At 68.2% G+C, this 22,548-nt stretch carries 10 protein-coding genes; 3 read left to right on the forward strand and 7 right to left on the reverse strand.

What is annotated here, in order from left to right:
• The 4 genes from ACWEO2_RS19290 to ACWEO2_RS19305 all read right to left on the reverse strand — a co-directional run.
• Positions 1–17,302, reverse strand: a 17,302-nt coding sequence (locus ACWEO2_RS19290) for a WXG100-like domain-containing protein (protein WP_452406556.1), incomplete at its 3' end; no start/stop codon positions are given.
• Between the two features lie 17 nt (positions 17,303–17,319).
• A complete protein-coding gene (locus ACWEO2_RS19295) occupies positions 17,320–17,835 on the reverse strand; it encodes a YbaB/EbfC family nucleoid-associated protein (protein WP_354952747.1) in 516 nt (171 codons plus the stop codon).
• A gap of 14 nt (positions 17,836–17,849) precedes the next feature.
• A complete protein-coding gene (locus tag ACWEO2_RS19300; protein WP_452406557.1) occupies positions 17,850–18,164 on the reverse strand; it encodes a hypothetical protein in 315 nt (104 codons plus the stop codon).
• A gap of 122 nt (positions 18,165–18,286) precedes the next feature.
• Positions 18,287–18,442, reverse strand: coding sequence for a hypothetical protein (locus tag ACWEO2_RS19305; protein ID WP_452406558.1), 156 nt, complete (start codon positions 18,440–18,442; stop codon positions 18,287–18,289).
• 98 nt (positions 18,443–18,540) lie between these two features.
• Here ACWEO2_RS19305 and dtd point away from each other — a divergent pair, with 98 nt between their 5' ends.
• Both dtd and ACWEO2_RS19315 read left to right on the forward strand, forming a co-directional pair.
• A complete protein-coding gene (gene dtd / locus ACWEO2_RS19310; protein ID WP_354952735.1) occupies positions 18,541–18,972 on the forward strand; it encodes a D-aminoacyl-tRNA deacylase in 432 nt (143 codons plus the stop codon).
• Between the two features lie 251 nt (positions 18,973–19,223).
• A complete protein-coding gene (locus tag ACWEO2_RS19315) occupies positions 19,224–20,732 on the forward strand; it encodes a hypothetical protein (RefSeq protein ID WP_452406559.1) in 1,509 nt (502 codons plus the stop codon).
• 55 nt (positions 20,733–20,787) lie between these two features.
• Here ACWEO2_RS19315 and ACWEO2_RS19320 read toward each other — a convergent pair whose 3' ends face one another.
• The 3 genes from ACWEO2_RS19320 to ACWEO2_RS19330 are packed head-to-tail and all read right to left on the reverse strand — an operon-like array spanning position 20,788 to position 21,920.
• On the reverse strand, positions 20,788–21,291 hold the full coding sequence (locus ACWEO2_RS19320) for an ESX secretion-associated protein EspG (protein WP_452406560.1): 504 nt from the start codon (positions 21,289–21,291) through the stop codon (positions 20,788–20,790).
• A 57-nt stretch (positions 21,292–21,348) separates the two neighbouring features.
• Positions 21,349–21,561: a hypothetical protein gene (locus ACWEO2_RS19325; protein ID WP_452406561.1), complete on the reverse strand. Its 213-nt coding sequence runs from the start codon at positions 21,559–21,561 to the stop codon at positions 21,349–21,351.
• Complete coding sequence (locus ACWEO2_RS19330; protein WP_452406562.1) at positions 21,558–21,920, reverse strand: hypothetical protein; 363 nt, start codon at positions 21,918–21,920, stop codon at positions 21,558–21,560. Before ACWEO2_RS19330 ends, ACWEO2_RS19325 begins: the two co-directional genes overlap by 4 nt.
• Positions 21,921–21,937: 17 nt before the next feature.
• On the opposite strand from ACWEO2_RS19330, the gene ACWEO2_RS19335 reads away from it, so the two are divergent.
• On the forward strand, positions 21,938–22,339 hold the full coding sequence (locus ACWEO2_RS19335; protein ID WP_452406563.1) for a hypothetical protein: 402 nt from the start codon (positions 21,938–21,940) through the stop codon (positions 22,337–22,339).
• Positions 22,340–22,548: the final 209 nt, after the last annotated feature.

Below are 22,548 nucleotides of genomic sequence, written 5' to 3' on the forward strand. Positions count from 1 at the left end.
CCGGTGGGACCGGCGGGGTCGGGGGTTGCGGAGGCACCGGCGGCGCAGGGGGTTTCGGCGGCACCGACGGCTGTGGAGTCGGCGGTTGCGGGGGTACCGGCGGTTTGGGCGGCACGGGCGGCTTCGGCGGCACCGGGTGCTTCGGGGGATGCGGCGTCGTCGGGGGGTGTGGCGTTACCGGCGGGTTCGGCGGCGTCGGCGGGTTCGGCGGCGTCGGCGGGTTCGGCGGCGTCGGCGGGTTCGGCGGCGTCGGCGGGTTCGGCGGCGTCGGCGGGTTCGGCGGCGTTGGGGGGTTCGGCGGCGTTGGGGGATGCGGCGGCTGGGGTTCCGGTGGGTGCTTCGGTAGCGGCCACGTCGGATCGAAGGGGGATCGGCGCGGTGGATCGGGCAGATCATATTCGTCGTATTGCCTTGGCGGATGCGGGATATGGGAACGCAACCGCGAACCTGGCAGCTGCGACTGCGGCCCCGAATCCCCCGAACGCCCCTGCCCAGCCGGAGGCTCCTGCCCACCGGGCGGCTCCTGCCGGCGCGGCGGCACCTGCGCACGGCCCCGGCCCGATCGCCCCGCACTCTCGCGGTCCCCACCGTCGCGCCCCCGACGCGCACCCCCATCCGACGACTCCCCTTCACCCGCACGATCACGCCCCACGGTGCCTTCGGACGCTCCCTCTTCACCCGCACGATCACGACCGGCCGCGCCTTCGGACGACTCCTCTTCACCCGCGCGATCACGACCCGCCGCGCTCTCCGACGGATGCTGACCGCGCGAAGTCCCGGGGTGGGACGGCGGCCGACCATCAGCGCCACTGGGCTCAGCCGAATCCGCACCTTCCCGATGCGTGGGCGTATCCCCCGCAGGCGGCTGTCCATCGCCCGCCCGATCAGGTTGCGCCGCTTCGTCGGAGGACTCCTCATCTCTGACCGGACCCCGCCGGACGCCATCGTCGGACAGCTCCCCATCGCCCGCACGACCACGACCAGACGCATCGACGGCAGACGCCCCAGCGCCGACGTGATCCCGCCCCGACTTACTGTCGGACGACTCTCCAGCGCCGCCACGCCCGCGATGCGCACCCCCCTCAGACGGCTCTCCGGCACCCGTGCGATCACGACCGCTGTTGCTCTCCAACGGATCCTGACCTTGTTCGGGCGCGGAATCGGACTCAGACCGGCTACCTGTATCCCCGGTGGGCCGCTGCTCATCGCTTGCCAGAGCACGACCAGGCGGGGGCTCCAACGGAACCTGACCACGTTCAGACGTACCGTCCGTCGCCGACCGACCATCAGCGCCGCCCGACTCAGCGGGCTCCGCACCTTCGCCAACCGAAGACGCATCCGCTGCGGGCGGCAGTTGGTCGGTCGCCGGGTCACGATCCGGTGCGGGTTCTGACAGATTCTGCGCCGGCCCAGCCGATTCATTGTCGGGGTCGGTGGGTTCGCGTGGTGGGAGGGGTTGGGTGGTGGATGGGTCCTCGGTGTGGGCGGGGGCCGAATGTGGTTCGGCCGGAGTCGATCCAGAGGTTGGAGCCGGGTGAGGTTGTTGCGGAAGTCGGTTGGTTGCGGTGTTCGGCAGCTCCGATGAATGGGGGCGTGGGGGGAGGTGGGGCTGGTGGTCTACGCGGGGTGGGGCGTAGGGGATCTTGGTGCGCCAGTCGGTGCGGGGTGGGCGGTTGGCGTTCCAGTCGAAGCCGATGCGGATGGCGTGTTGGTTGGCGTCGTGCCAGGCGGCGATCGGGTTGCGGTGCAGGTAGTTCGATTCGGCCAGGGCGTCCTGTAGGAGCAGGATGTCTTGTGGGAGTGGGTTTCCCGCGATGAGACGGTTCCAGGCCTCGGCGACATCGGCGACGGCGTCGAGCGGGCGGCGGCGCAGGATGCCGTCCTCGGGGTCGTGCACCAGATGCGGGTCACGCATGAGGTGGTTCTTGATCTGCTCGATGTCGGCGCGGGTGAAGGCCGGGGTCGAGCCGTCGAGTCGGTCCGCCACCAAGCGGGTCAATTCGGCGCGGTCGGTGTCGATACCGTCGAGCCGAGCGCGGACGTCGTCGACCAATCGTCTTGCGTCGCCGGGCTGTTCGTCGCGCAGCTGTCCGGTCAGCGCGTCGACGATCGGATCGAGATCACCGGAGCTGTCCAGCCTGCGAGCGATCTGATCGACGATCTCCGCGGCACGCACGGTGCGCGCCGCGCCTTCCGCATCCGGATGCGCCGCGAGGTGACCGGCGATGGTGTCGATATCGCTGTCATCGGCGCGGAATCGTCGATACTCGGTATCGGCCCAGTCCTGCACCCGCGCCCACGCCGCCTCCTGATCGCGCTGGCGCTGCTTGAACTCCTCCGACAGCTCACCGCGATCGGGCACCCGATCCTGCACATCCCATTCGCGCGCCATCGGCTGCACATCGGCGGCGCGCGGCCGGAAGTAGGGGTGTCCCTTGAATCCCGGGCTGATTCGACCCGGATGGTCCTTATCGCTGAACCAGGTGAAGCCGGTGAGCTTCGCCGATTCGAGGATGATGCGCATGGTGTTGTAGAACACGCCCGCCATCGGCGGCTCGAAGGTGGGCACACCCGGATCGAGCGGATCCATACCGGGTATCCGCGGCAACAGTTCCTCATCGATCGCACCGGGCGGCGGATCCAAGAACGGATCGACGATGGACGACTGGAACGGATCGACCGCCCAGCCGCTCACGCCCTCGGGCAGCACCCGTGGCTCGAAAGTCTTTGGCACGCGGGGGCCTTGCCGGTTCATCGTCCAGTCCGGGCGGGTCGGGTTGACCGGATGCCAGTTGCCCTCGCCGTCCTGCCATCGGGTCAGATGCATGCCGGGCGAACCTTCGCGCCAGCCCGCGGTGAGGTATTCGCGGCGCGGCGGCGCGAGATCGCGCAGCCGTACCGGCTCCTCGCGCTCGGCGACGATCTCGTGGTACTCGATGGTGGTCTCGGGGCGGGTCATCGCCTGTGCCACTGCGGAATTGCGTCGAATCGCATCGGCGAGGGCCGCATCGTGCTCCGCGCGCGGATGTTCCAGTGTGCCGCGCGGTGCCACCACGATGATCCGCGGTTGCTCGCCCTCGACCAGCCCCACTCGATCGGTGATCTGCCGGGCACCCGCCGCGTCGAAGGCGTCGCGGCACGCGCCGACCAGCTCGGCCATCCGGTCCTGGATGCGCGCGATCCTATTGTCCGCCTGGTTGACTCGATCGGCGGCCTCGCGCAACAGGCGCAGCTGTCTGGTGTTCGCCTCGGTCGGCTCGAGCCGATTCGCGGCATCGCGCAAGGTTGCATCGATCTCGCCGGGGCCCAACGCGTAGCGACTGCTTCGCTCGAAATGGTCGGCAGCAGCTCGGTTCACGCCGAGCCGGTCGGCCAAGTCGTCACGCATGCCGCGCCATGGCTTGGCGGCGAGCACCTCGGCAGCACGTTCGGCACCCAACCGGTCGAGTTCGGCGCGAACTTCCGCCGAAAGAGGCTGGTGCGCCACGACATTCGCGCCCTCCAGGGCGGCGATGCGCCGATCCAGGTCGGCGAGCGCGGAATCGGCCTCGTTGAACCGTTCGGCGGCATCCTGCAGCTTGAACATGGCGTTCGCACGCTGGGTGCGTTCGACCGAACCCACCAATTCCGGTTCCGACCTGCTGGTTTCATCACCGGTACCGGCAATGTCCCTGGTGCCGACGATATCGCCGCTCAGCCGCCGCATGGTCGGCTCCAGGTTGTCCTGGTTCAGCGCGCGATCGGGATCGCGCAGATCGAAGCGCTCGGCCCGGTCATTGCGCTTGGCCCGCCAGAATTCGCGCTCGGCCGCGAGCGCCGCGCGTTCGCGCACCAACTCGGCGTGCACACCCTCCGGTGTGCCGGACAGTTCGATCGCGGCAATGGCCTCGTCGAGGCGCGTGACCTCGGCATCGACACGGTTGAATTCGTTGGCCGCGCGCTCGAGTGCATCGATGCGCGCGTGCCGCGCCGCCTGCTCATGCACCAGCATGGTCTTGTTGCGCAACCCTTCGAGCGCCTGCTCGAGCGGCTGACCGGGCCGCAGCCCCCGCTCGACATCGACGGGCAGCCCCTCGGCCCGGATGCGGCGCAGATCGCGCAATTCCTCGCGCTCGGCCACGGCCACGGCGCGTTCGGCGCGCAGCTGCTCGAGTTCGGCTCGGGCCTCGGGGGTGAGACCGTCCGCATGCCCAGTGCCGGGTGCGGATTCCGATCCGTCCGCATCGGTGTGCGGCGTTTCGGATGGATCCGGCTGCGCCACACTGTGTTCCGCGGGTGAACCGGCCCCCGTCGCTTCCGGTGCGACGGCGCCCGAGCCGGGAGTCTCCGGCCTCGCAGACCCCGAGTCGGACGACTCCGGCCTGACAGACCCTGAGCCAGGCGAGTCCGGCCTGACAGCCCCTGCCCCCGGCGAGTCCGGCCTGACAGCCCCCGACCCAGGAGAATCCGGCCTCACGGCCCCCGCCCCCGGCGACTCGGGCCGCGCGGTGCCCGATGCCTCCGGCCGTACAGACCCCGAGCCAGGCGAGTCCGACCCGACAGCCCCCGACCCAGGAGAATCCGGCCTCACGGCCCCCGCCCCCGGCGACTCCGGCCTCACAGACCCCGCCCCCGGCGACTCGGGCCGCGCGGTGCCCGATGCCTCCGGCCGTACAGACCCCGAGCCCGGCGTTTCCGGCGGAGTGGACGGATGGACCGGTGCGGCGCCTTCCTCAGGCGGGCGAATCGGAGTGACGGTGATGACGCCCGATTCGTCCACCACAACGTGGCGATAATCGACATGAACGCCCTGATCGGCCAATTGACGGCGCACTTCGGCGGGCATGACCTGCTCCGGCGCCGACGATGGGGACGCGACGAGTACCCGCCGCCCGCCGGGCGCGATCCCGATGCCCTCGGCGACCATGTGGACTCGGTCGCCGGTCAACACGTCCCGGGACGCGAGTACCGCCGCGCTCTGTCGGGCCACGGTCTCGTCGGTGGCCGCCTCGATATAGCCGCGCAGTTCGTCCTGGTACGCGCTGGCGGCATCCCTGATCGCAGCGGCATCCCGTTCGGCCGCACGGAGATCGTCGAAGTGCTGCACCATTTCGGCGCTCGGGATGTTTTCCCGGTCTCGCAGCGCCTCGACGCGGGCCTCCGCCGTGGCGACCAAATCGTCGATGGCACGCTGTATTTCGTACGGGCTCAACCCATCTGGATCAAGCCCGAGCCGCCGGGCGCCATCCGGAAGACGGGGTTCCATCGCCTGACGGGCGGCCGTGGTATCCACGATCCGAGCGACCGAGCCGGGCAGCGCATCACGCAATTCCTGCGTGACAGGCTCGTGTATCCACGACGGCCCGTCCTGCGGCCACCCATGTGAGTCCGGCTGATCGGGCTCCGGTTGCGCCGGAGTCGGCGGCTCCTGCGGCGGATGCTGCGATCCCCCATCACCCGCCTCGGCAGTCTGCGGCCGGTGCTCCGCTGCGGGCGCATCGAGCGGCCACACTCGCACATCCCGAGGCTGGCCGCGCTGATTGTCAGTACTGGCGCGCATCGGATCACCCTGCGCCGCTTCGGAATCCGGGATCGGCTCAGCAGTCGGCCGCGCCTCGCCCTGCCACACCGGCGGTTCCGACTCGTGCAGCGCTCGGAGAGCTTCCTGATGACGACGCTCGTTCTCCCGCAAGGCCTCCGCATGCCAAGCCTCGATCCGCTGCTCCAACGCATCGAATCCGACCTCGGCACGCCGCCGGGTCTCGTCGATGCGACGTACCGGATCGCTGGGCTCGCTCGCACGCCGTGCATGCTCCTCGCCGCCCGCGTCGGACCGGCCTTCAGCGCTCGGCGGTCCCTGCTCACTCAGCGACTGGAGAGCCTCCTGGTAGCGACGCTCGTTCTCCTGCAACGCCTGTTCATGCCAGGCATCGATCCGATCCTCCAACGCATCGAAACCAGCCTCGGCACGCTGCCACGCCTCTTCGATACGTCGTAGCGCATCGCCGGGCTCACCCGGATGCGGTGGCGGCGCGTCGGAACGCACCCCACTCTCAGTGCCTCCCGGCTCTTGCCCACTCAGCGACTGCAGAGCCTGCTCGTAGCGACGCTCATTTTCCCGCAATGCCTCCGCGTGCCAGGCATCGATCCGCTGCTCCAACGCATCGAACCCGGCCTCGGCGTGCTGCCAGGTCTCTTCGATACGTCGTAGCGCATCGCCGGGCTCACCCACGTGCGGTGGCTGCCGCTCGCCGTCCGCGTCGGAACGCACCCCACTCTCAGTGCCTCCCGGCTCTTGCGCACTCAGCGACTGGAGAGCCTGCTGGAAGCGGCGCTCGTTGTCCCGCAACGCCTCCTCGTGCCAAGCATCGATCCGACGCTGCAGCTCATCGAACCCGGCCTCGGCCCGCTGTCGCGCCTGCTCGATGCGCTGTAGCGGGTCGCCCGGCTCGTCGGCATGCGGCGGCAAATCCGCTGCGGACGCGCTGTCCTCGGTGGCGTGCCACACGGGCGGTTCCGATTCTTGCAACGACTGGAGGGCTTGCGCATGGCGGCGCTCGTTGTCCCGCAACGCCTCCTCGTGCCACTCGTCGATCCGGCGCTGCAATTCATCGAACCCGTCCTCGGCTCGCTGCCGGGCCTCCTCGATGCGTTGCACCGGATCGCCCGGTTCGTCGGCACGGGGTGTCGATGGGTTCGCCGCGTCGTCCGCTGCGCTAAGCGGTACCGACGGATCCGATGCGCCGTCCGCTGCGGAATGCGCAATGTCATCGGCGACCGCACGGCTCAACTCTTCGTTCAGACGGGTCAGTTTCGCATCGGCTTCATCGAATCGTGCTGCCGCCGAGAGTTGTTCACCGGTCGGATCCGAACTGGAGTCCGTCTCGTCGCGTGCGGCTCGCGCTTCTTCGCGGGCGATGAAGGCTTTTGCCCATTCGTCAGCAATGCGTTCGATTTCAGCCTGCCGCACCGCCGCAACGGGAATCTGTTCCGGCGCAATACCTGCTGGCTGGGGCTCACCCTCGGAGGCTTCGTTGCGCGACGATTCGGCCTGTTCGTCCGGGCGGGTATCCGCCCCCAGGCCGGCGTCCGAACCGGCGGCTTCGGGGCGACGCGCGCCGCCACCGGAACCCGGGGTATCCGGCTTCGGCGCAACAGCACCCAACGGCGGTTCATCCGGTGGCAGTTCCGGCCCGCGCGCGGCGGGCGGCGACCAGGCCGGGTCCGGAGCCAGGGTGTCCACCGCATAGGGGATTTCGGCGCGCCAGTCGGTGAGCGGCGGACGGTTCGCATCCCAGTGGAAGCCGAGGCCGATGGCGTGGGTATTGGCGGCCCGCCAGGTGGCGCCGGGATTGGCGCGCAGGAAGTTCGACTCGGCGCGGGCGTCCTGGAGCAGGACGAGATCGGCGGGCAGCGGTTCGCCTGCCATCAGGCGGTGCCATGCCTCGGCGACGTCGGCGAGGCGATCCATCGGGCGACGGACATAGGCGCCATTGGGATCGGTGTAGTCACGCACCAGATGTTCGTCGACCATCAGATGGTTCTTGATCTGCGCGATTTCGGCGCGGGTGAAATCCGGTACGTCGTGGCGCATGTGCTGGGCCAGGATCGCGGCAATGGCATCCGGATCGGCACCGGCACTCAGCAGTTCGCGAATGTCGGCGATGGTGTCGCGCACCGCGACCGGGTCGTCGATAGCGAAGCGATCCGCGACATCGGCTGCGACGCGGTCGATGTCGTTATCGATCCGCCGCAGCTGCGCATCGACGTCGCGCGTCGGATCGATGCCCCGATCGGCGGTGAGCCGGTCCTGTACAGCGCCGACCACATCGCGCGCTGCGGCCTGCTGCTGGGCCCGCCGATGGGCATCCAGGCCGTCGACGATCCGGTCGATATCGCTGTCATCGGCGAGGAACCGGTCGTACTCGGCATCGGCCCAGTCCTGCACCCGACGCCAGTTGGCCGCGTCGCGATCCCATTCCCGTTGCAGCCCTTCGGAAATCTCCACCCGATCGGCCGGATTCCCGTGCTCGGCCGGATCCCACGCCCGGTGCATCGGCTGAACATTGCGCTCCGGCCCCGCGAACCAGTCATAGTTGCGGAAGACGGTGCCGAATGGCGGAATCTTCTGCAGCCAGGGCCGGGCCTGCACCCATTCACCGATCTCCGGATGACGCTGGATCCAGGCCTTCACCGCGGGATGCTGCGGGGTCTGCGCGGCCATCAGGATCAACCGGGTGATGTTGTAAGCGTCGTTGCCCCAATGCTGTTCGAAGATGGCCGTTCCCGGCGGCACCCCGGAGGTGTCGTAGCGCGATGGCGCCTGCGGCATGTGCACGGGCAGCGTGCTCTCCGGGACCTCGCCCGGCGGGACGTCATCGGTGGGCAAGGTGATGTCGTTGACGACATCCTCCATCGCCCAACCACTCACCCCGTCCGGCGGATCCTTCGGGGTGAACTTCTTGGGCACCGTGCCGCCGTCGCGATTGCCCACCCAATCCGGTCGGGTCGGATCGACATGGTGCACAACACCTTCGGCGTCGACCCAGGACGTCATGTCTATGCGCCTACCGTTATGCCAGCCGGTGCTCAGGCGGCGGATCTCCGGCGGCGCCAGCTGCACCGTTCTGGTATTGCCCGCGCGATCGGCGAGCACCTGACGGTATTCGACGCGGGTCTCGGGGCGCACCATCGCCTGCGCGACGGCGGGGTCACGGCGCAGCGCATCGGCCAGCGCGTGGTCATGATCTGCCCGGGGCGACGCGGGGTCGCTGCGCGGACCGAATACGATGATGCGCGGCCGCTCCCCCTCCACGATGCCGACCCGGTCGGTCACCATGCGCCCGCCCTCGGCCTCGACCTGCTGACGCCATATGCCTGCGGCCCGTGCCATTTCGTCCTGCAGGCGGCCGATGCGATTGTGCGCCTGGTTCACATCGTCGGCGGCGTCGGCCAGTGCGTCGATCTCGCGCATTCGGGCGCGGTATTCGTCCTCGTACAAGGCGGTTTCCGCGGCGCGATCGCGCAGTTCGGCGATGGTGTCGGGCAGCCGATCCGGTTGCAGCGCCGCCGCATCCGGATGTCCCGATTCGTCGACGACGCCGAGGCGGCCGGCGAGGTCATCGCGCATGCTGCGGCGGGGTTTGATCTGGCGCAGTTCCCCGGCGCGTTCGCGCGCCATCCGGTCGATGTCGGCGGCGCCCTCCTCCGAGGGTGGCCGGTGCCGCGCGACGCCCTGGTCCTCGAGTTCGGACAGCCGCTGGTCGATCCCGCGGATCTGGTCGTCGAGGGATTCGAAATCCTCGGTCGCCGCGATCAGTTTGCGCAGCGCCTCCTCGCGACGCCCCTGCTCTTCGCCTTCGACCGGACTGCGTACCTGACGGTTCGCCTCCTCCAGTCCGCCCTCCACCTCGACGATATCGGTGCGCGCGCGGGTGTGCAGCGCCTGGATCGCCTCGTCACGCGAATCCGGGTCCCGCCGTACCCATTCGGTCGAATCATCCAGCCCCATATTGGCGGCGCGCTCATTCGCCTTGGCCCGCAAGAACTCTCGCTCACGCACCAGATCCTGCCGCTCCTGCAGCAACCGGTCGTACTCGTCGACCAACCCGACCCGCGCCGCGAGCTCACCCACCTCGGCATCCACCCGCACGAACTCCGGTGCGAGCCGCGCGAGTTCACCGATGACGGCTCGATCGGCATCCGAAATCAGACGCCTACCTGCGAATTCGGCAATGGTCGCCCGAATCCGCTGCGGCGTCCACGCATCCGGATCCTCCTGCGGCGGTAGCCGATCCGCCAACTCCCGCACCCGAGCCGCAAGCGCGTCCCGCCGCACAACCGCATCAGCATGCGCCCGCACAGCCTCATCATGCGCATCCCCGGCCCGCCCCTCGGCCCCCGAGTCACCACCGGCCGGAACTTCCTCGCGCCCCTCAGTCGAAACCTCCTCGCGCCCAGCCGCTTTCGACTCATCCGGACCAGCTTCCTTCGGCTCGCTCGACCCGGCCGCCTGGCGCTCGCTCGACCCGGCCGCCTGTGGCTCGTTCCGACCGGACGCCGACGGTTCATTCGGCTCGGACGCATCCGGCTGCCTACGCTGGGCCGCCTCCGGCTCGTTTCGGCCAGCCGCCTCCGGCTCGCTCTGTCTGGTCGCTTCTGGTCGGCTCTGTTCGCCCTCATCCGAGGTCGGAACCGGCTCGGCGCCGGACGCAGGACTGTCCGATGGGTTGCGCGGCGGTCCGGATGGCGGTGCGGTGGGCTCGGGACCGTCCTCTTCCGGTCCCTCATCCGACTGCCGAAGTTCCTCGAGCCGACGCCCCAACTCATCGAGGTGATCCATCAATTCCTGATGCCTGGCCTCGCCCTCCTCATCGTGACGCCGGAACGCCTCCTCCGCCGCCGCCGACTCACGTGCCAGCGCGGCATCGATCCTCGACTCCGGTTCCGCCGAATGCGGCTCCGGGACAAGCTCTTCCAGATCAGCGAACCGTTGCTCGAGTCGACGTGCCAACTCGTCGAGATGATCCATCAACTGCTGATGCCTGGCTTCACCTTCCTCGTCGTGACGCCGGAACGCCTCCTCCGCCGCCGCCGACTCACGCGCCAACGCCGCATCGATCCGCCCCGGATCATGGTCCGGCACAGCCTCTTCGCGCGGGTCGGGCCGGCCGGAACCGTCCTCCAGCCGACGAGCCAACTCATCGAGATGATCCATCAACTGCTGATGCTCGGCCGCGCGCTCCTCATCGCGACGCCGGAACTCTTCCTCGACGGCCTCGGATTCGCGTCGCAGCGCCTCATCGATCTGGGTCCGCGGATCGGTCGCACTGCCGGGCGGCGTCTCCTCGCCGCCACGCATCTGGGCGACCCACTCGTCGAGTTCCGCGTGCATCCGCGCATTCCACTCGGCCTGCTCGGCATCCATGCGCCGCTTCCACTCGGACCGATTATCCGGAGCCTCGGCCGAATCCGGTTGCGACGCAGGGTCTTCGCCACCTGGGATACCACGTGCGGCGGCCCCACCATCCGCTGCCCCAACCGGTTTCGGCGGCTGACCGGATCCTGGCTCGGAACCGCCCGTTCGCGGCGCGGTAGCAGACCCTCCGTCACCCGATCCGCCCAACTTCGGCGCTTCGCCAGATCCCGCTGAACCATCCGCACGCAGCGGCGTCGCCACGGACCCGCCATCATCCGATTCGCCCACCGACCCGAGCTCGCGACCACCCGGCGGCTTGGCGGCGGATCCACCATCGTCCGATCCACCGGTCTCCGGCGCCTCGGCAGATCCCGCCGAACCACCCGACCGCGGCGGCGTCGCAGCAGCCCCACCGTCATCCGATCCCGCCTTCGGCGATCCACCGGCCCCGGGCTGGGAACCACTCGGTGGCATGGCACCCGACCCACCATCGTCAGGCCCACCCAACTTCGGCGCGCCACCGACTCCAGGATCGGAACCACCCGACGTCAACTCCTCAGGTGCCGAGGAGTACTCGTCATACAGGGCGGCCAGCGCCCGGATCTGCTCGGCCCGCGCCCGGATCTCGGCACGGATGCGGGCGAGTTCCTTGGTCAGCTCGGCCGGGCTCAGCCCCTCGTGCTTCTCGATCTTGCCGTCGCGGTACGCCTCGTAGACCTTGCGGAAGGTCGCATCGTCCGCGTCCGCGATATCGACACCGACGAGCCGGGCCCAATCGCGACTGGGCTGCGGCCGCCCGTGCCGGTTGGAACTCTGCTCGCCCGGCGTGAAATGACCGTCGCGGCCCGGATGCTCGGCGAGCACCCGCCCGAGATCGAGCGCATTCCCGGATTGCATTGCCTCGGCAATGATTTCGCGCAATGCCCGCACCGCACCCAACTCATGGATCGGCGGCTCGCCCGCCGCCCGCGGATCGGCGCTGAGATCACCGCGCGGCACCTCCGAGTACGGATCGATATCGATCAGCGCCCGCAGGTATTCGGTGAGCGCACCGACCACCTGATCGTGCTTGCCCTCGGCTTCCAGCCCGGCGATGACCTTGCGCAGCTTCGCCGGATCCAGACCGTTCGCATCCAACGAGCGCTTGACCTCGCCGTCGTCGGCCACCTTGACCTTGGTCGGCTGCAGCGGATCCGAATCCACCAGTCCGAGCCGGGAAGCCAACCGATCGCGGGCGGCATTGACCGCGTCGAGGTCGATTTCGCGCAGCCGCTTGGCATAGTCGGCCAGATCCTTGAATTGCTGATCGCGCCGGGCATTTCGCCACGACTCATCGGCGAGCGCCGCCCCGGCGCGCTCCGGTGTCAGCTCCGCTTCGGGGATATCGAGCCGGTGCGCGAGTTGGCCGCGCGCATCGCCGATATCGTTGAAGTTCGAGATCTGATCCATCGTGCGCGCGAAGTCGGCCAGCGCCTCGACCTGACCGGCCCGCAGCGCATTGCCCAGCTTCAGCTCCGCGATCGTCTGCGCCACCCGGTCCGGGTGCAGATCCTCCGGTCCGAGGCCGAGTTCCCTTGCCACATTGACGAGTTCGCGGACGATCTCGAGTCGAGTGCGCGGCGGCGCGGCCGGATCCCCCCCGGCCGGCCCGTCGACCGGCGCCTGCACCGCACGCCACTGACCATCGTTATCGCGCACCATCGTCACGACCAGTTCCCGGCCATCGATCGTCTCCCGATGGTGATACACCTCGGGCGTTTCCACCGGGTCGAGATGGATCTGCCCCAGCCGATCCTCCCGGGCGGCCCGGTAGTCCAGTTCGACCTCGCCGCGGTTGAGCGCCTCGGCCAGCGCCGGATCATCGGCGAGCGCCCTGGCCAGTGCGTCGGCACGGTCCAGCGGTCCGTCGATCACCACGAGCCGGTCCGGCGCGCCGTCACCGACCGGCACCCGGGCGACCTGATCGCCATGGACCTCGCCGACGGGCTCGGACGATTCGGCGTGCAGATGCGGTTCGGCAGCCGCGGCGAATTCGACGACCCTGCCGACCCGCGCATCGTGCTCGACCCAGAGTCGGCGCAGCGTGGTGTCCAGGTTCCTGGGGTTCACATCGTTCAGGTCGAGACCGAACATCTGCGCCCAGGTCGATACCTCATCGCGCAGTTGGTCGCGGCGCAGCGCGTGCTCGAAGAACACCCGAGGGCCCTGGTCGCGGCCGAGTTCCTGGCCCGACCCGATATCGCCCCATTCGCGCAGCGGATCCGAGCCATTTCCGACCGGGGTGTAGTTCTGCAGACCGGGATGTCCGTCGAAGGCGCTGATCAGCTCCTTCAGGAAGCGGCCCATCGGGTTGTCGTCGAAGATGCTGACCCGGTCGGCCAGCGGTACCGGACGGCCCGCGGCATCTTGTACGCCCCAGCGAGTTGTCGGCTGCTGCGCCGCCTCGTCGTCCTCGTCGACGTAGTAGTCATCGTCCTCGTCGATCCGAATGCGGGCGTCGGGATCGTCGAGTTCGCCCGCCGGTGGCCGTGGCCCGTCCAGCTCCGGCCCCGAACCGGCCAGATCCGCTCGGACGTAGGGGCGCGTGACCTCCTCGTTGAAGCGGTCGGCCGCCTCGGCGAGTCCGGCGATCGCGGCCGCCTCGCGCATGGCCCGGAATTCCTGCTCCGCGAGTACCCGCTGGACGGTCTCCGGGCTCTCATCGGGCAGATCGAAGCCGAGCCGGTGCGCGGTATCGGTCAGCGATTCGTCCTGCGGCGGCGGGCCGTCGAGTTCGACGCCAGGATCCGGTTGTGCGGGTGGCGGTTCCGCTTCCAACGCCCGGGCCTCGTCGTGGGAGATGAGGTCGAAGTTCTCCAGATCGTCGATAATGCGTTGCCGCTGTTCCGGATCTGCGACGGTCAGGGCCTCCTGGAGAACCGCCTTCGCCTCCTCCGGTGCGATCGCCTCGACCTCGAGCAGTTCGGTGACCGTCTGGCGCACCAGATCCGGGTCGGCGTCACTCACCCAGAACCGGTATTCCTCGCCGTCGGGTGTGCGCGGCACCACGAAATCGCCTGCCACATCCCGGGTTCGGCCGGAGAGCTTGTTCAGGATCGGCAGATGCTCGCGATTGCGCCACGCCGTCCAGCCCTCCTTCGCGATCCGGGCGAAATTGAGGGCCTGGTCCGAATGCTCCGGCGCGGGTCGGGCCACGACATCGTGCCCCGATGTCTGCGGCGGATGCGGTGTCGGCTGGGCGGGATGGTGTTCGAACAGCTCCGGCGCATGTTCGACGGCATCCTTCAGCGCCGTCTGGCCCTTGCGGTCCTCACCCGATCCCGACGGATACTTGGGGTAATCGCCGACGTAGCCGCGCACGCGCAGCTTCTCCCGAATGCGTTCCCAAGCCCGCCGCAGCGGCGACTTCCGTTCCGGCGGTTCGGACTCCGAGGGGTACGCCGGTGGACCGCTTTCCTCGGGGGCTTCGACGCGCCAGTGGTCGCCTTCCGGTGTGAGCCGCAGCGGAATCTCGTCGCCGTTGGCATCGATGACCACCCGGCGGGGCGCATCCGGATCGACGGATCCGCTGTCGGAGTTCGAGTTCCGTGCCGGATCCGCACCCGGATCGTCCGGCGATCCGACGGGCACCGGCGGCAGGGACGGCGGCTTCTTTCCGCCGCCACCGGCCTCCGCGACGGGCTGCTGTTCGACTTCCACATCGGGCCGACGCGCGACCTCAGCACTCGGCCGCTGCGCCGATTCCCGCTGCGCAGATTCCTGTTGCGCAGATTCCTGCTGCGCAGATTCCTGTTGCGCCGCTTCACCATCGATGCGCAGTACCCGCGTCTCGCCATGCGATCCGATGCGCAGTTCGCGCACGACAGTGCCCGGTGTCTGCCGCAATTCGGCCAACCGCGGATGTTCGGCCGCCGCCGCGTCCAGCACCCGGATCGGGTCGTCATGGCCCCGGCCGACCACGTAGATCCGCGCGGGTTCGCCCTTCAGCACACCGACCCGATCGGTCACCGGAATCGCACCCGCGCGCAAGAGCGCATCGCGATGCACCGCCGCCGCCAACTCCGCATCGGGAAGGGCTGTGGAATCGGTGGCTGCTCGGGCCGTGACGCCGGTGTCGGCGTGGGCATCGGGGTGGATCGGTGCGGTGTCCGCTCGAGGGGCGGCGAAGGGTTCGGCTGCCTTCGCATTTGATGCGGATTGCGCTGCACCCGCGCGATTTTCGGTTGATGCGCGGCTTGCTGCGGGGCGGGCCTCGGAGCTATCGCCGGTACGGAATCGGTCTGCGGCGGTACGGGCGTCCGGGCCGGAGGTTGGGGTCGAGCGTTCTCCGGTGCGCGATTCGGCGCTCGACTGTGGACGGGTGGGTTCGCTGCGTTGTGCGTCAGTGCTGGAGGTGGTGCCGGGCTGGCGTATCTCGGCGGCGCTGGGGCGGGGCGTGGATGTCGGTGCGCCGCCGCGGGTGTCGGCTCCGGAGTGGGTCGGGGAGGTCGCGGTGTGGGCACCGGTCTGGGCGGGGCCCGACACTGCTGTGGCAGCAGCGGACGCGTTGTCGCTGGAGGCATGCGTTCCGTCGGTCGTCGAAACGGGGTGCGCACCTGCGGGAGCCAGGTCGGCTCGCGTTCCGACATCGGCCCGAGCCGACGCGGACTGATTCGCGTCCGGCGACGCCGCTCCACCGTGATCGACGGACGCCGTACGCGCGCCTGAACCACCATTCGACTCACCGGCCGCCGAATTCGTTTGTACCGCAGTGTGATCCGATTCGCCTGCGGGACGGACAGTACCATCCCCGGACGCATGCCCATTCGTGGTCGCATCGCCCGCCCCGTGCGTATCCGGGGAGCCGCCATCACCAACTCGCGCTGTCGAACCATCATCACCAGCACGCGCAGCCGAACCCCCCTCGCCAGCATGAGCGGTCGAACCCCCGTCACCAGCGTGAGCGGTCGAACCATCGTCACCAACACGTGCAGTTGAGCCTTCGTCACCAGCACGCGCGGTCGAACCGCCATCTCCAGCGTGAGCGGTCGAACCATCGTCGCCAGCACGCGCCGTCGAACCATCACCGGCGACCCCCGCCTTCGACATTCCGCCATCAGCGCCATGCGCCTGCACCGAATCATCGCCCGCACCATGGCTATTCGCCCCATCGACACCGGCCGCCCCCGCACCGTCCTCGGCAACATGCGCAGTCGACCCATCTCCGGCCGCAGCCCCGTCACCCGCGGCCCGACCGTTGACCGACTCCCCCGAATTGCCCGCATTCGGCGCACCCTCACCGACCCGGCCGTTCCCCGAGTCACCCGCACCCCCGTGCGCACCCACATCGGCACCGCCAGCACCAGCACCCACCGGACCCGCATCGGGCCGAAATCCGATGCGGGTCAGGCTATCCGGATTCACCGGCGAACCACTCGACGGATACCACTCCGGATGCCGATCACGATAGAACTGATCGGCCCGCGCCCGATTCGCACCGGACATCGCGCCATTCGTCGCACCCGCCGTCAACATGCGCAGATCGAACTCGGTGCTCTTCAGACCTTCGACGGCCTTATCCCAGCCGCCCTGTTCACCATCCTTGGCCCAGGTGATGCCGAACTGCGTGGCCACACTTCCGCCGAACCCGGCGAGCGCGCCAACGGTGCCCGCCGCCGAGCCCGTGATCAGCCCGCGCAGCCAGTCTTTCATCTCGACCTCGGCCAGTCTCTTGCCGAGCATCTCACCCAGCGGACTGGCCACACCAGCGCCCACTGCCGAACTAACGCCGGTGACCGCGACCTGCTCCCAGTTGACCTCCTTGCGGTGTCCGGAACTCACCTGATACTGCTGAATACCCCAGTCCTGGATCGTGCCGAGTGCGGTATCGATGGCAATGTGACGGACCAGGAACTCGGCCAGTCGCCGCCCGAGGAATTTGGCGACGATATTGACGATCTTGTCCATGATCTCTTTGGCGATCACCCGAATCGCCAGCCGAGTGCTAGTGATCGCCACTGCCTCTGCGGCAGGTGCGGTCGGCGGAAAGATCCATGCGATCGCGATCTCGGCCGCCAACAATGCCAATGAGGTGATCAGCATCAGCTGGCCGTATTCGATCTCGGTACCGACGCCGGTCGCCGAATCGGCCAGCTTCTCGAAGTCCTTGGCCAGATTCTCGAGTGACTGCGGCCCCTCGAGATAGCTGTCGAAGTTCTCGAGAATCTTGTCGATGCCGTCGCCGTCCTGATACGCCTTCAGCGACGCCGCTTTCGCATCCCTGATATCGGGCAGGATATCGCGCAATCCGGCCGCGGCCGCGCGCCAGTCATCGGCCAGGCCCCACATGCCATCCGGATCGCCCGCCGGCCAGTCGGACCCAGCGACCCACTCCAACCATTTGAGATATCCGGGCAGCTCAGCCATCCGCACTCACCCCTGGATCACCAGCTGGAATCGGTGACCCCGCGGTCCGCGCCCGGCTGTCGAGAAACGAACTCGACATTGCTGAATTCCATCGGGGCGCTGTCATCGGCGGCGACCGCGCGCCGCTCTTCGGCATTCGGCGGCGCGAGCGAAACCGTTGGCGCCTTCGGCATTTCGGCGCTCAGATCGGGCATGCCCTCGATCAGATCCGAGAGTTTCGGCAGTCGCGCCCGGCGATCGTGCAGGGGCGTCATCAGCTCCTGCGCCTTGCGCATCACCTCGGCGGTGGCCTGCTGAGCTGCTTCCGTCACAGCCTTGGCGATCTCGCTGTAGCTCAATTCGTCTATATCGGAAGCGAATTTGGTTTCGATAATGGTGCCGTCGGCGTTCACCGTGACAGTAATCCGTTTGCGCACAGTCGCACTGGCGGTCAGTTCGGCGCGCTGCTGCTGCACCTTCGCGATCGCGCGAAACTGCTGCTGGACCTCATCGAGCACTGCGGCCATCTCGGCCTTGGCGAATTCGTTGGTCATACCCCCGCCCCCGATTACCGAAAGCCGTCGCCGTTGGAGTGGTCCATCCGCCGCAACTCCTTGGCGGTCTTGGTCTGACCGGTGTAGAAGTTGTCGAAATTCGTCGCGGTGGTCTTGATATTGGCGGTCATATTCGTGCGCGCCACCTTGTAGCCATCGGGCCCTTCGGCGAACTGTCGGCCGAGCTTATCGTTGCCCCAGGGCTCACCGCGTCCGGCGAGCGCCGCGTCCAACGTGCTCAGCACGCCATTGACCCGATCCCGGACCGCGCTGGTCCGCTCCGCGGCCCTCTCGAACAGGTCCGCGTCATGCGTCAACTTGTCCGACATCGCGCCAACTCCTCGAGCTCCTGCGGTCACCCGCGCCATCACCATCGGATCCTCTGATTCGACGATGACAGCGCTGGGCAACTCGTCAGTAGCTCGAAAATGAACGAAAGGTGCCGTGGCAGTTACACACCCGCTCCCGCATAGGCCGATCGCCTCCGCCGCCACCCCGGTGCCACGGGCAGATAACTCGCCCGGTGCGCACCGAGTCCGGCCCCGACCGCCGCCTCGGCAACCGAATCGTGCTCATTAGCGACCGGCCGACCCGCGTTCAGCTCCATCGCTCGAATCGTGCCAGCGCGAGCACCCGCGAGACCACCGCCTCAACGGATCCGATGCACCCGGCGGCAGCCGGCAACCCGGATGCGAGGATCGGGGCATGCGAGTACTGGTGCAGCGCGTATCCGCCGCTCAGGTGACCGTGGACGGCGAGTCCGTCGGCCGGATCGAGCCGAACCCGCAGGGACTGGTCGCCCTGGTCGGGGTGACGCACGACGATACCGAGGCGACCGCGAAGGCGCTGGCGGACAAGCTGTGGCGGCTGCGGATTCTCGAGGGTGAGCGCTCGGCGGCCGATCTGGACGCGCCGATTCTGGTGGTCAGTCAGTTCACGCTCTATGCCGATACCGGGAAAGGACGGCGGCCGTCCTGGTCCGCGGCCGCGCCGGGTGCTGTCGCCGAACCGCTGGTCGAGACCTTCGCCCAGGCGCTGCGCGAACTCGGCGCGACCGTCGCCACCGGCCGATTCGGCGCGCATATGCATGTCGAACTCGTCAACGATGGACCGGTGACACTGCTGCTCGAGGGCTGAGCACAACCCCGGAGCGCAACCACCCCGGACAAACTGCCCGCGGCAGGTATTTGCTCGACCACACCGTATCGTCCGCGCGGAACGACCCCAGCGCACGGAAGCCGAGTGCACCCGCTGTCAACGGGTCGATCGCGGCGGCGGCGGTCGCCGGGGGATTGCCTGCTCGTTCCGGCCATTTCTATGGCAAACTCGGTCGAGCAGAATGCGGCCGCTCGACGTGGCGCGGAGGTAATGCGGGAGTTGAGGTCGCGATGGATCTGAGGGATCTGAGTGCGCTCGAGCGTCGGGTAGCCGAGGATCGCCGGGCAGCCGTCGACCGAACGGTCGAGAACGAGTTGCGTTTGGCGACGTCGCTCTGCGACCTCGCCAAGGCACTGGTCGCCACCAAGAACGGCCAGGGACGTGACCGCACGGCCGAGGCATTGGCGCCCTCCCAGGAGTCCGTCGGCATCCGGCTGCACTGGCTCGCCGCCGGGCGGGTCAGCGCGCAGTTCGCGGGTGAAGTACAGGAGGCGCTGCGCGTATTCGAGCAGGCCACCCGCCATATCGGCCACCGAGAACTGGCCGCGAGCACCATCCGCAATGCCTGCCACACATATCGTCAAGTGGCCCACACACATCCGCAGGTGGCCGCCGTCTGCGCGGATGGGCTGTCGAAGTGCGGCGTGTGGCTGTGCCGTCTCGACCCGGGTGCCGCCGTTGCCGCCAGCGAGGATGCCGTGCGGATCCGCAGTTCGCTGTTCGCGACGAATCCGGATCAGGCCGGCAAGTACCTCGCGAGCCTGAATATGTTGCTGCGCACACTGATGGTCGGCAGACAGCGCAAACAGGCCGTCGCGATGTACCGCGAGCGGTACGCGGCCTTCACCTCGCCCGAGATGACGGCGCGGCTGCGTGAAACCCGGATCGAGGACATCGACCTCACCAGCAAGACCCTCACGGCGCTCACCAAACTCGAATGCCGGACATTGCAGCGCGCGGGACACCTCACCCAGCAGCAGATCCTGTACCAAACCTCGGGCGACCTGTCGACCATCGAGGAGATCAACTGGAAGCTCGCACTGGTCGGCTTGAAGCCGCTGGCCGCGGGCGCACTACCCGATCCACCCTCGCGGCCGGTGGAGATCGGTGCGACCTTCGGTGCGCTGAGCGTGCGCTGCAGTTCCCGCGATGCCCTCGCCCAGGTCCGCGCGGCGATTATCGCGGCCTACGCCGCCGATAACGCAGGCCAGGTCGACCGCTCGGCGGTGCGCGGTGCGCACGAAACCCACTGGCACACCTTCGATCCCGAACTGAACGCCACGGAATCCCTCGGCGATGATGTGGTGCTCATCGAAGCGCCCTATGGCGGTTCGGTGGTCGTCATGAGCCTGAAATGCGAGATGACACCGGTCGGCAGACATCCACTGGCACAGCATCTTTCCAACCGCTGGCAGGTGATCAGCGTGACCGCGAACGAAAAGATGTCCTACGAGCTGTGCCGGTACGACAATGGCGTGGCCACCCAATACGCCGCGCTTGGTCGCCCGAGCGGCCAGGCACCGCTCGATACCCCGCTGGCGCCGCTGGACTTCGCCGCCCTGGCCGACTACGGCGCGGACTACGCGTCCGAAACCCAGGTCCGCGCCGCCTTCGGCAATACCGACATGTTCGCGAAGCTCACCCAACTACCCGCCAGCGGCATTCGGCAAGCCGCACTCGCGATTCCGCTCGCCGACTACGGCGACAACGTGCTGTTCTTCCGCAAGTCGGCGAGCTGAGCAAATCTGCGAGGTCGGCGGCTGCCGCGCGCCGCCGCTCCGGCAGTTGATCCGTTCACTCCCAATGGGTTTCCAGCCGCTGGAGCATTCCGGCGATCAGGTCATCGATCTTCTGCACCAGCCGCCCCTCGCCGATGCCGAGCGCGACCGGAGCTTGGTCGAGCTCGATCACATAGCGGCCGTCGTCGGGCAGGTCGCGCCACACCAGAATTCGCTCCAGGATGCCGCGCGGACCGAACTTCGAATGGCCCTGGTGGATGGTGATCACACCGGTCCGGGTTGCGGGTATGGCGAAGAATTGGTCACTGCGGCTCACCGTCGACGTGCTGGCGGTCTCGGTGACCCGGGAGCCGCCGAAGTCGAACCGCTCATGATCGGCGACCCGATCGGTCAGGATCGGAATGCTGCCGATCCGGCTGGGCCGCGTCTTCGGCAGCAATCCGACGACCGCGTCGGCCACCCCCCACGGACCGCATTCGGTAATCGCGTAACCGTCACTGTGCCAGGGGGTTTCACCGGGCTGCTGGGCCAGTAGAAAGCCGCGGGCACCGGACGCCACGCGCCCGGATCCACTGCTGCGGATCTTCCTGGTCCGCGTCGTTCCACCCCAGCACCTTCACAGGACCTCGGGCCGCGAGATGACCTCGAGCATCGAGCCGTCCACGGTATCCCGCAAACGCTCCCAGATCTGGAACTTCTCGCGTTCGTAGTCGTCGCGCAAAGGCGTGCGGCTCATATAGGTGAGCGGCTCGGGCAGGATCCGCTGCTGTAGCTGGCGTTCCCACAGCACCTTGAATTCCAGATCGGTGAACTCCCAGGTCCGGGTCACGACCGACCCAGCGGTAGCGCCTGTTCGACCTGCGTCGCAGCCGAATCGCCGCCCACCTCGGCCCGGGCCACGATGGGTTCGGGCCGATCCTGCTGCGCGACACCTGGAATGCCGATATCCCAGCCGTTCGACTGCTCGGCGAATCCGGGCAGGCCCGCACCCGACGACACACCCGGAATCTCCAGTCCGACACCGTCGGCGATACCGCGGATCGCGGACTCGAGCAACTTTTCGACCTTGTCGACATCGGGACTCGCGAAACCGGGGATGCCCGGCAGCGAGGCCCGCGGAAACAGTCGCGCCGCAGTGGTCGGCTGCGCCGGAATCACCTGTCCGGCGGTTCGACCACGCGCGAGCATTCCCGGAGATCGCCCGGGTGCTGCGCGCGAATGGCGTATTCGCCGCATTCTGGAATATGGACGACGGCCGCATCGAATGGGTAGCCGGGCTACAACAGGTTGTGCGTGCGAACGCGCCCGTTCCATCGGCAGGGTCGGATAACAAGGTGCCGTCGCATCCATTGTTCACCGACTTCGAAAGGTCCGAGTTCGCGCACACTCATCGAAGGACCGCCGAATCCCTCACCGCGACCATCGGTACACATTCGCTCACAGTGGTGATACCGGCAGAGCAGCGGGCCGAACTGCTGGATCGAATAAGGACCTATCTGCGCAGCCGACCGGAAACCGCAGAGGGCGAATTCGACTTCCCCCTCCGGACCGACGTCATCCGAACCACCCGCCGCACCGTCGATATGCCACCACCGCAGCAGGATTGAACGAACCCCACCGCTCAACCGAACACCTCCCACCACCCACCCGATCCCGCCACCAACACCCCGAACCACCACAAGACCAACGCAACAGCGAAACCCCCACCCACCCAAAGCCGAACCTCCGACCACCCACCCGATCCCGCCACCAACACCCCGAACCACCACAAGACCAACGCAACAGCGAAACCCCCACCCACCCAAAGCCGAACCTC

It is taken from the genome of Nocardia sp. NPDC004278 (assembly GCF_053602975.1).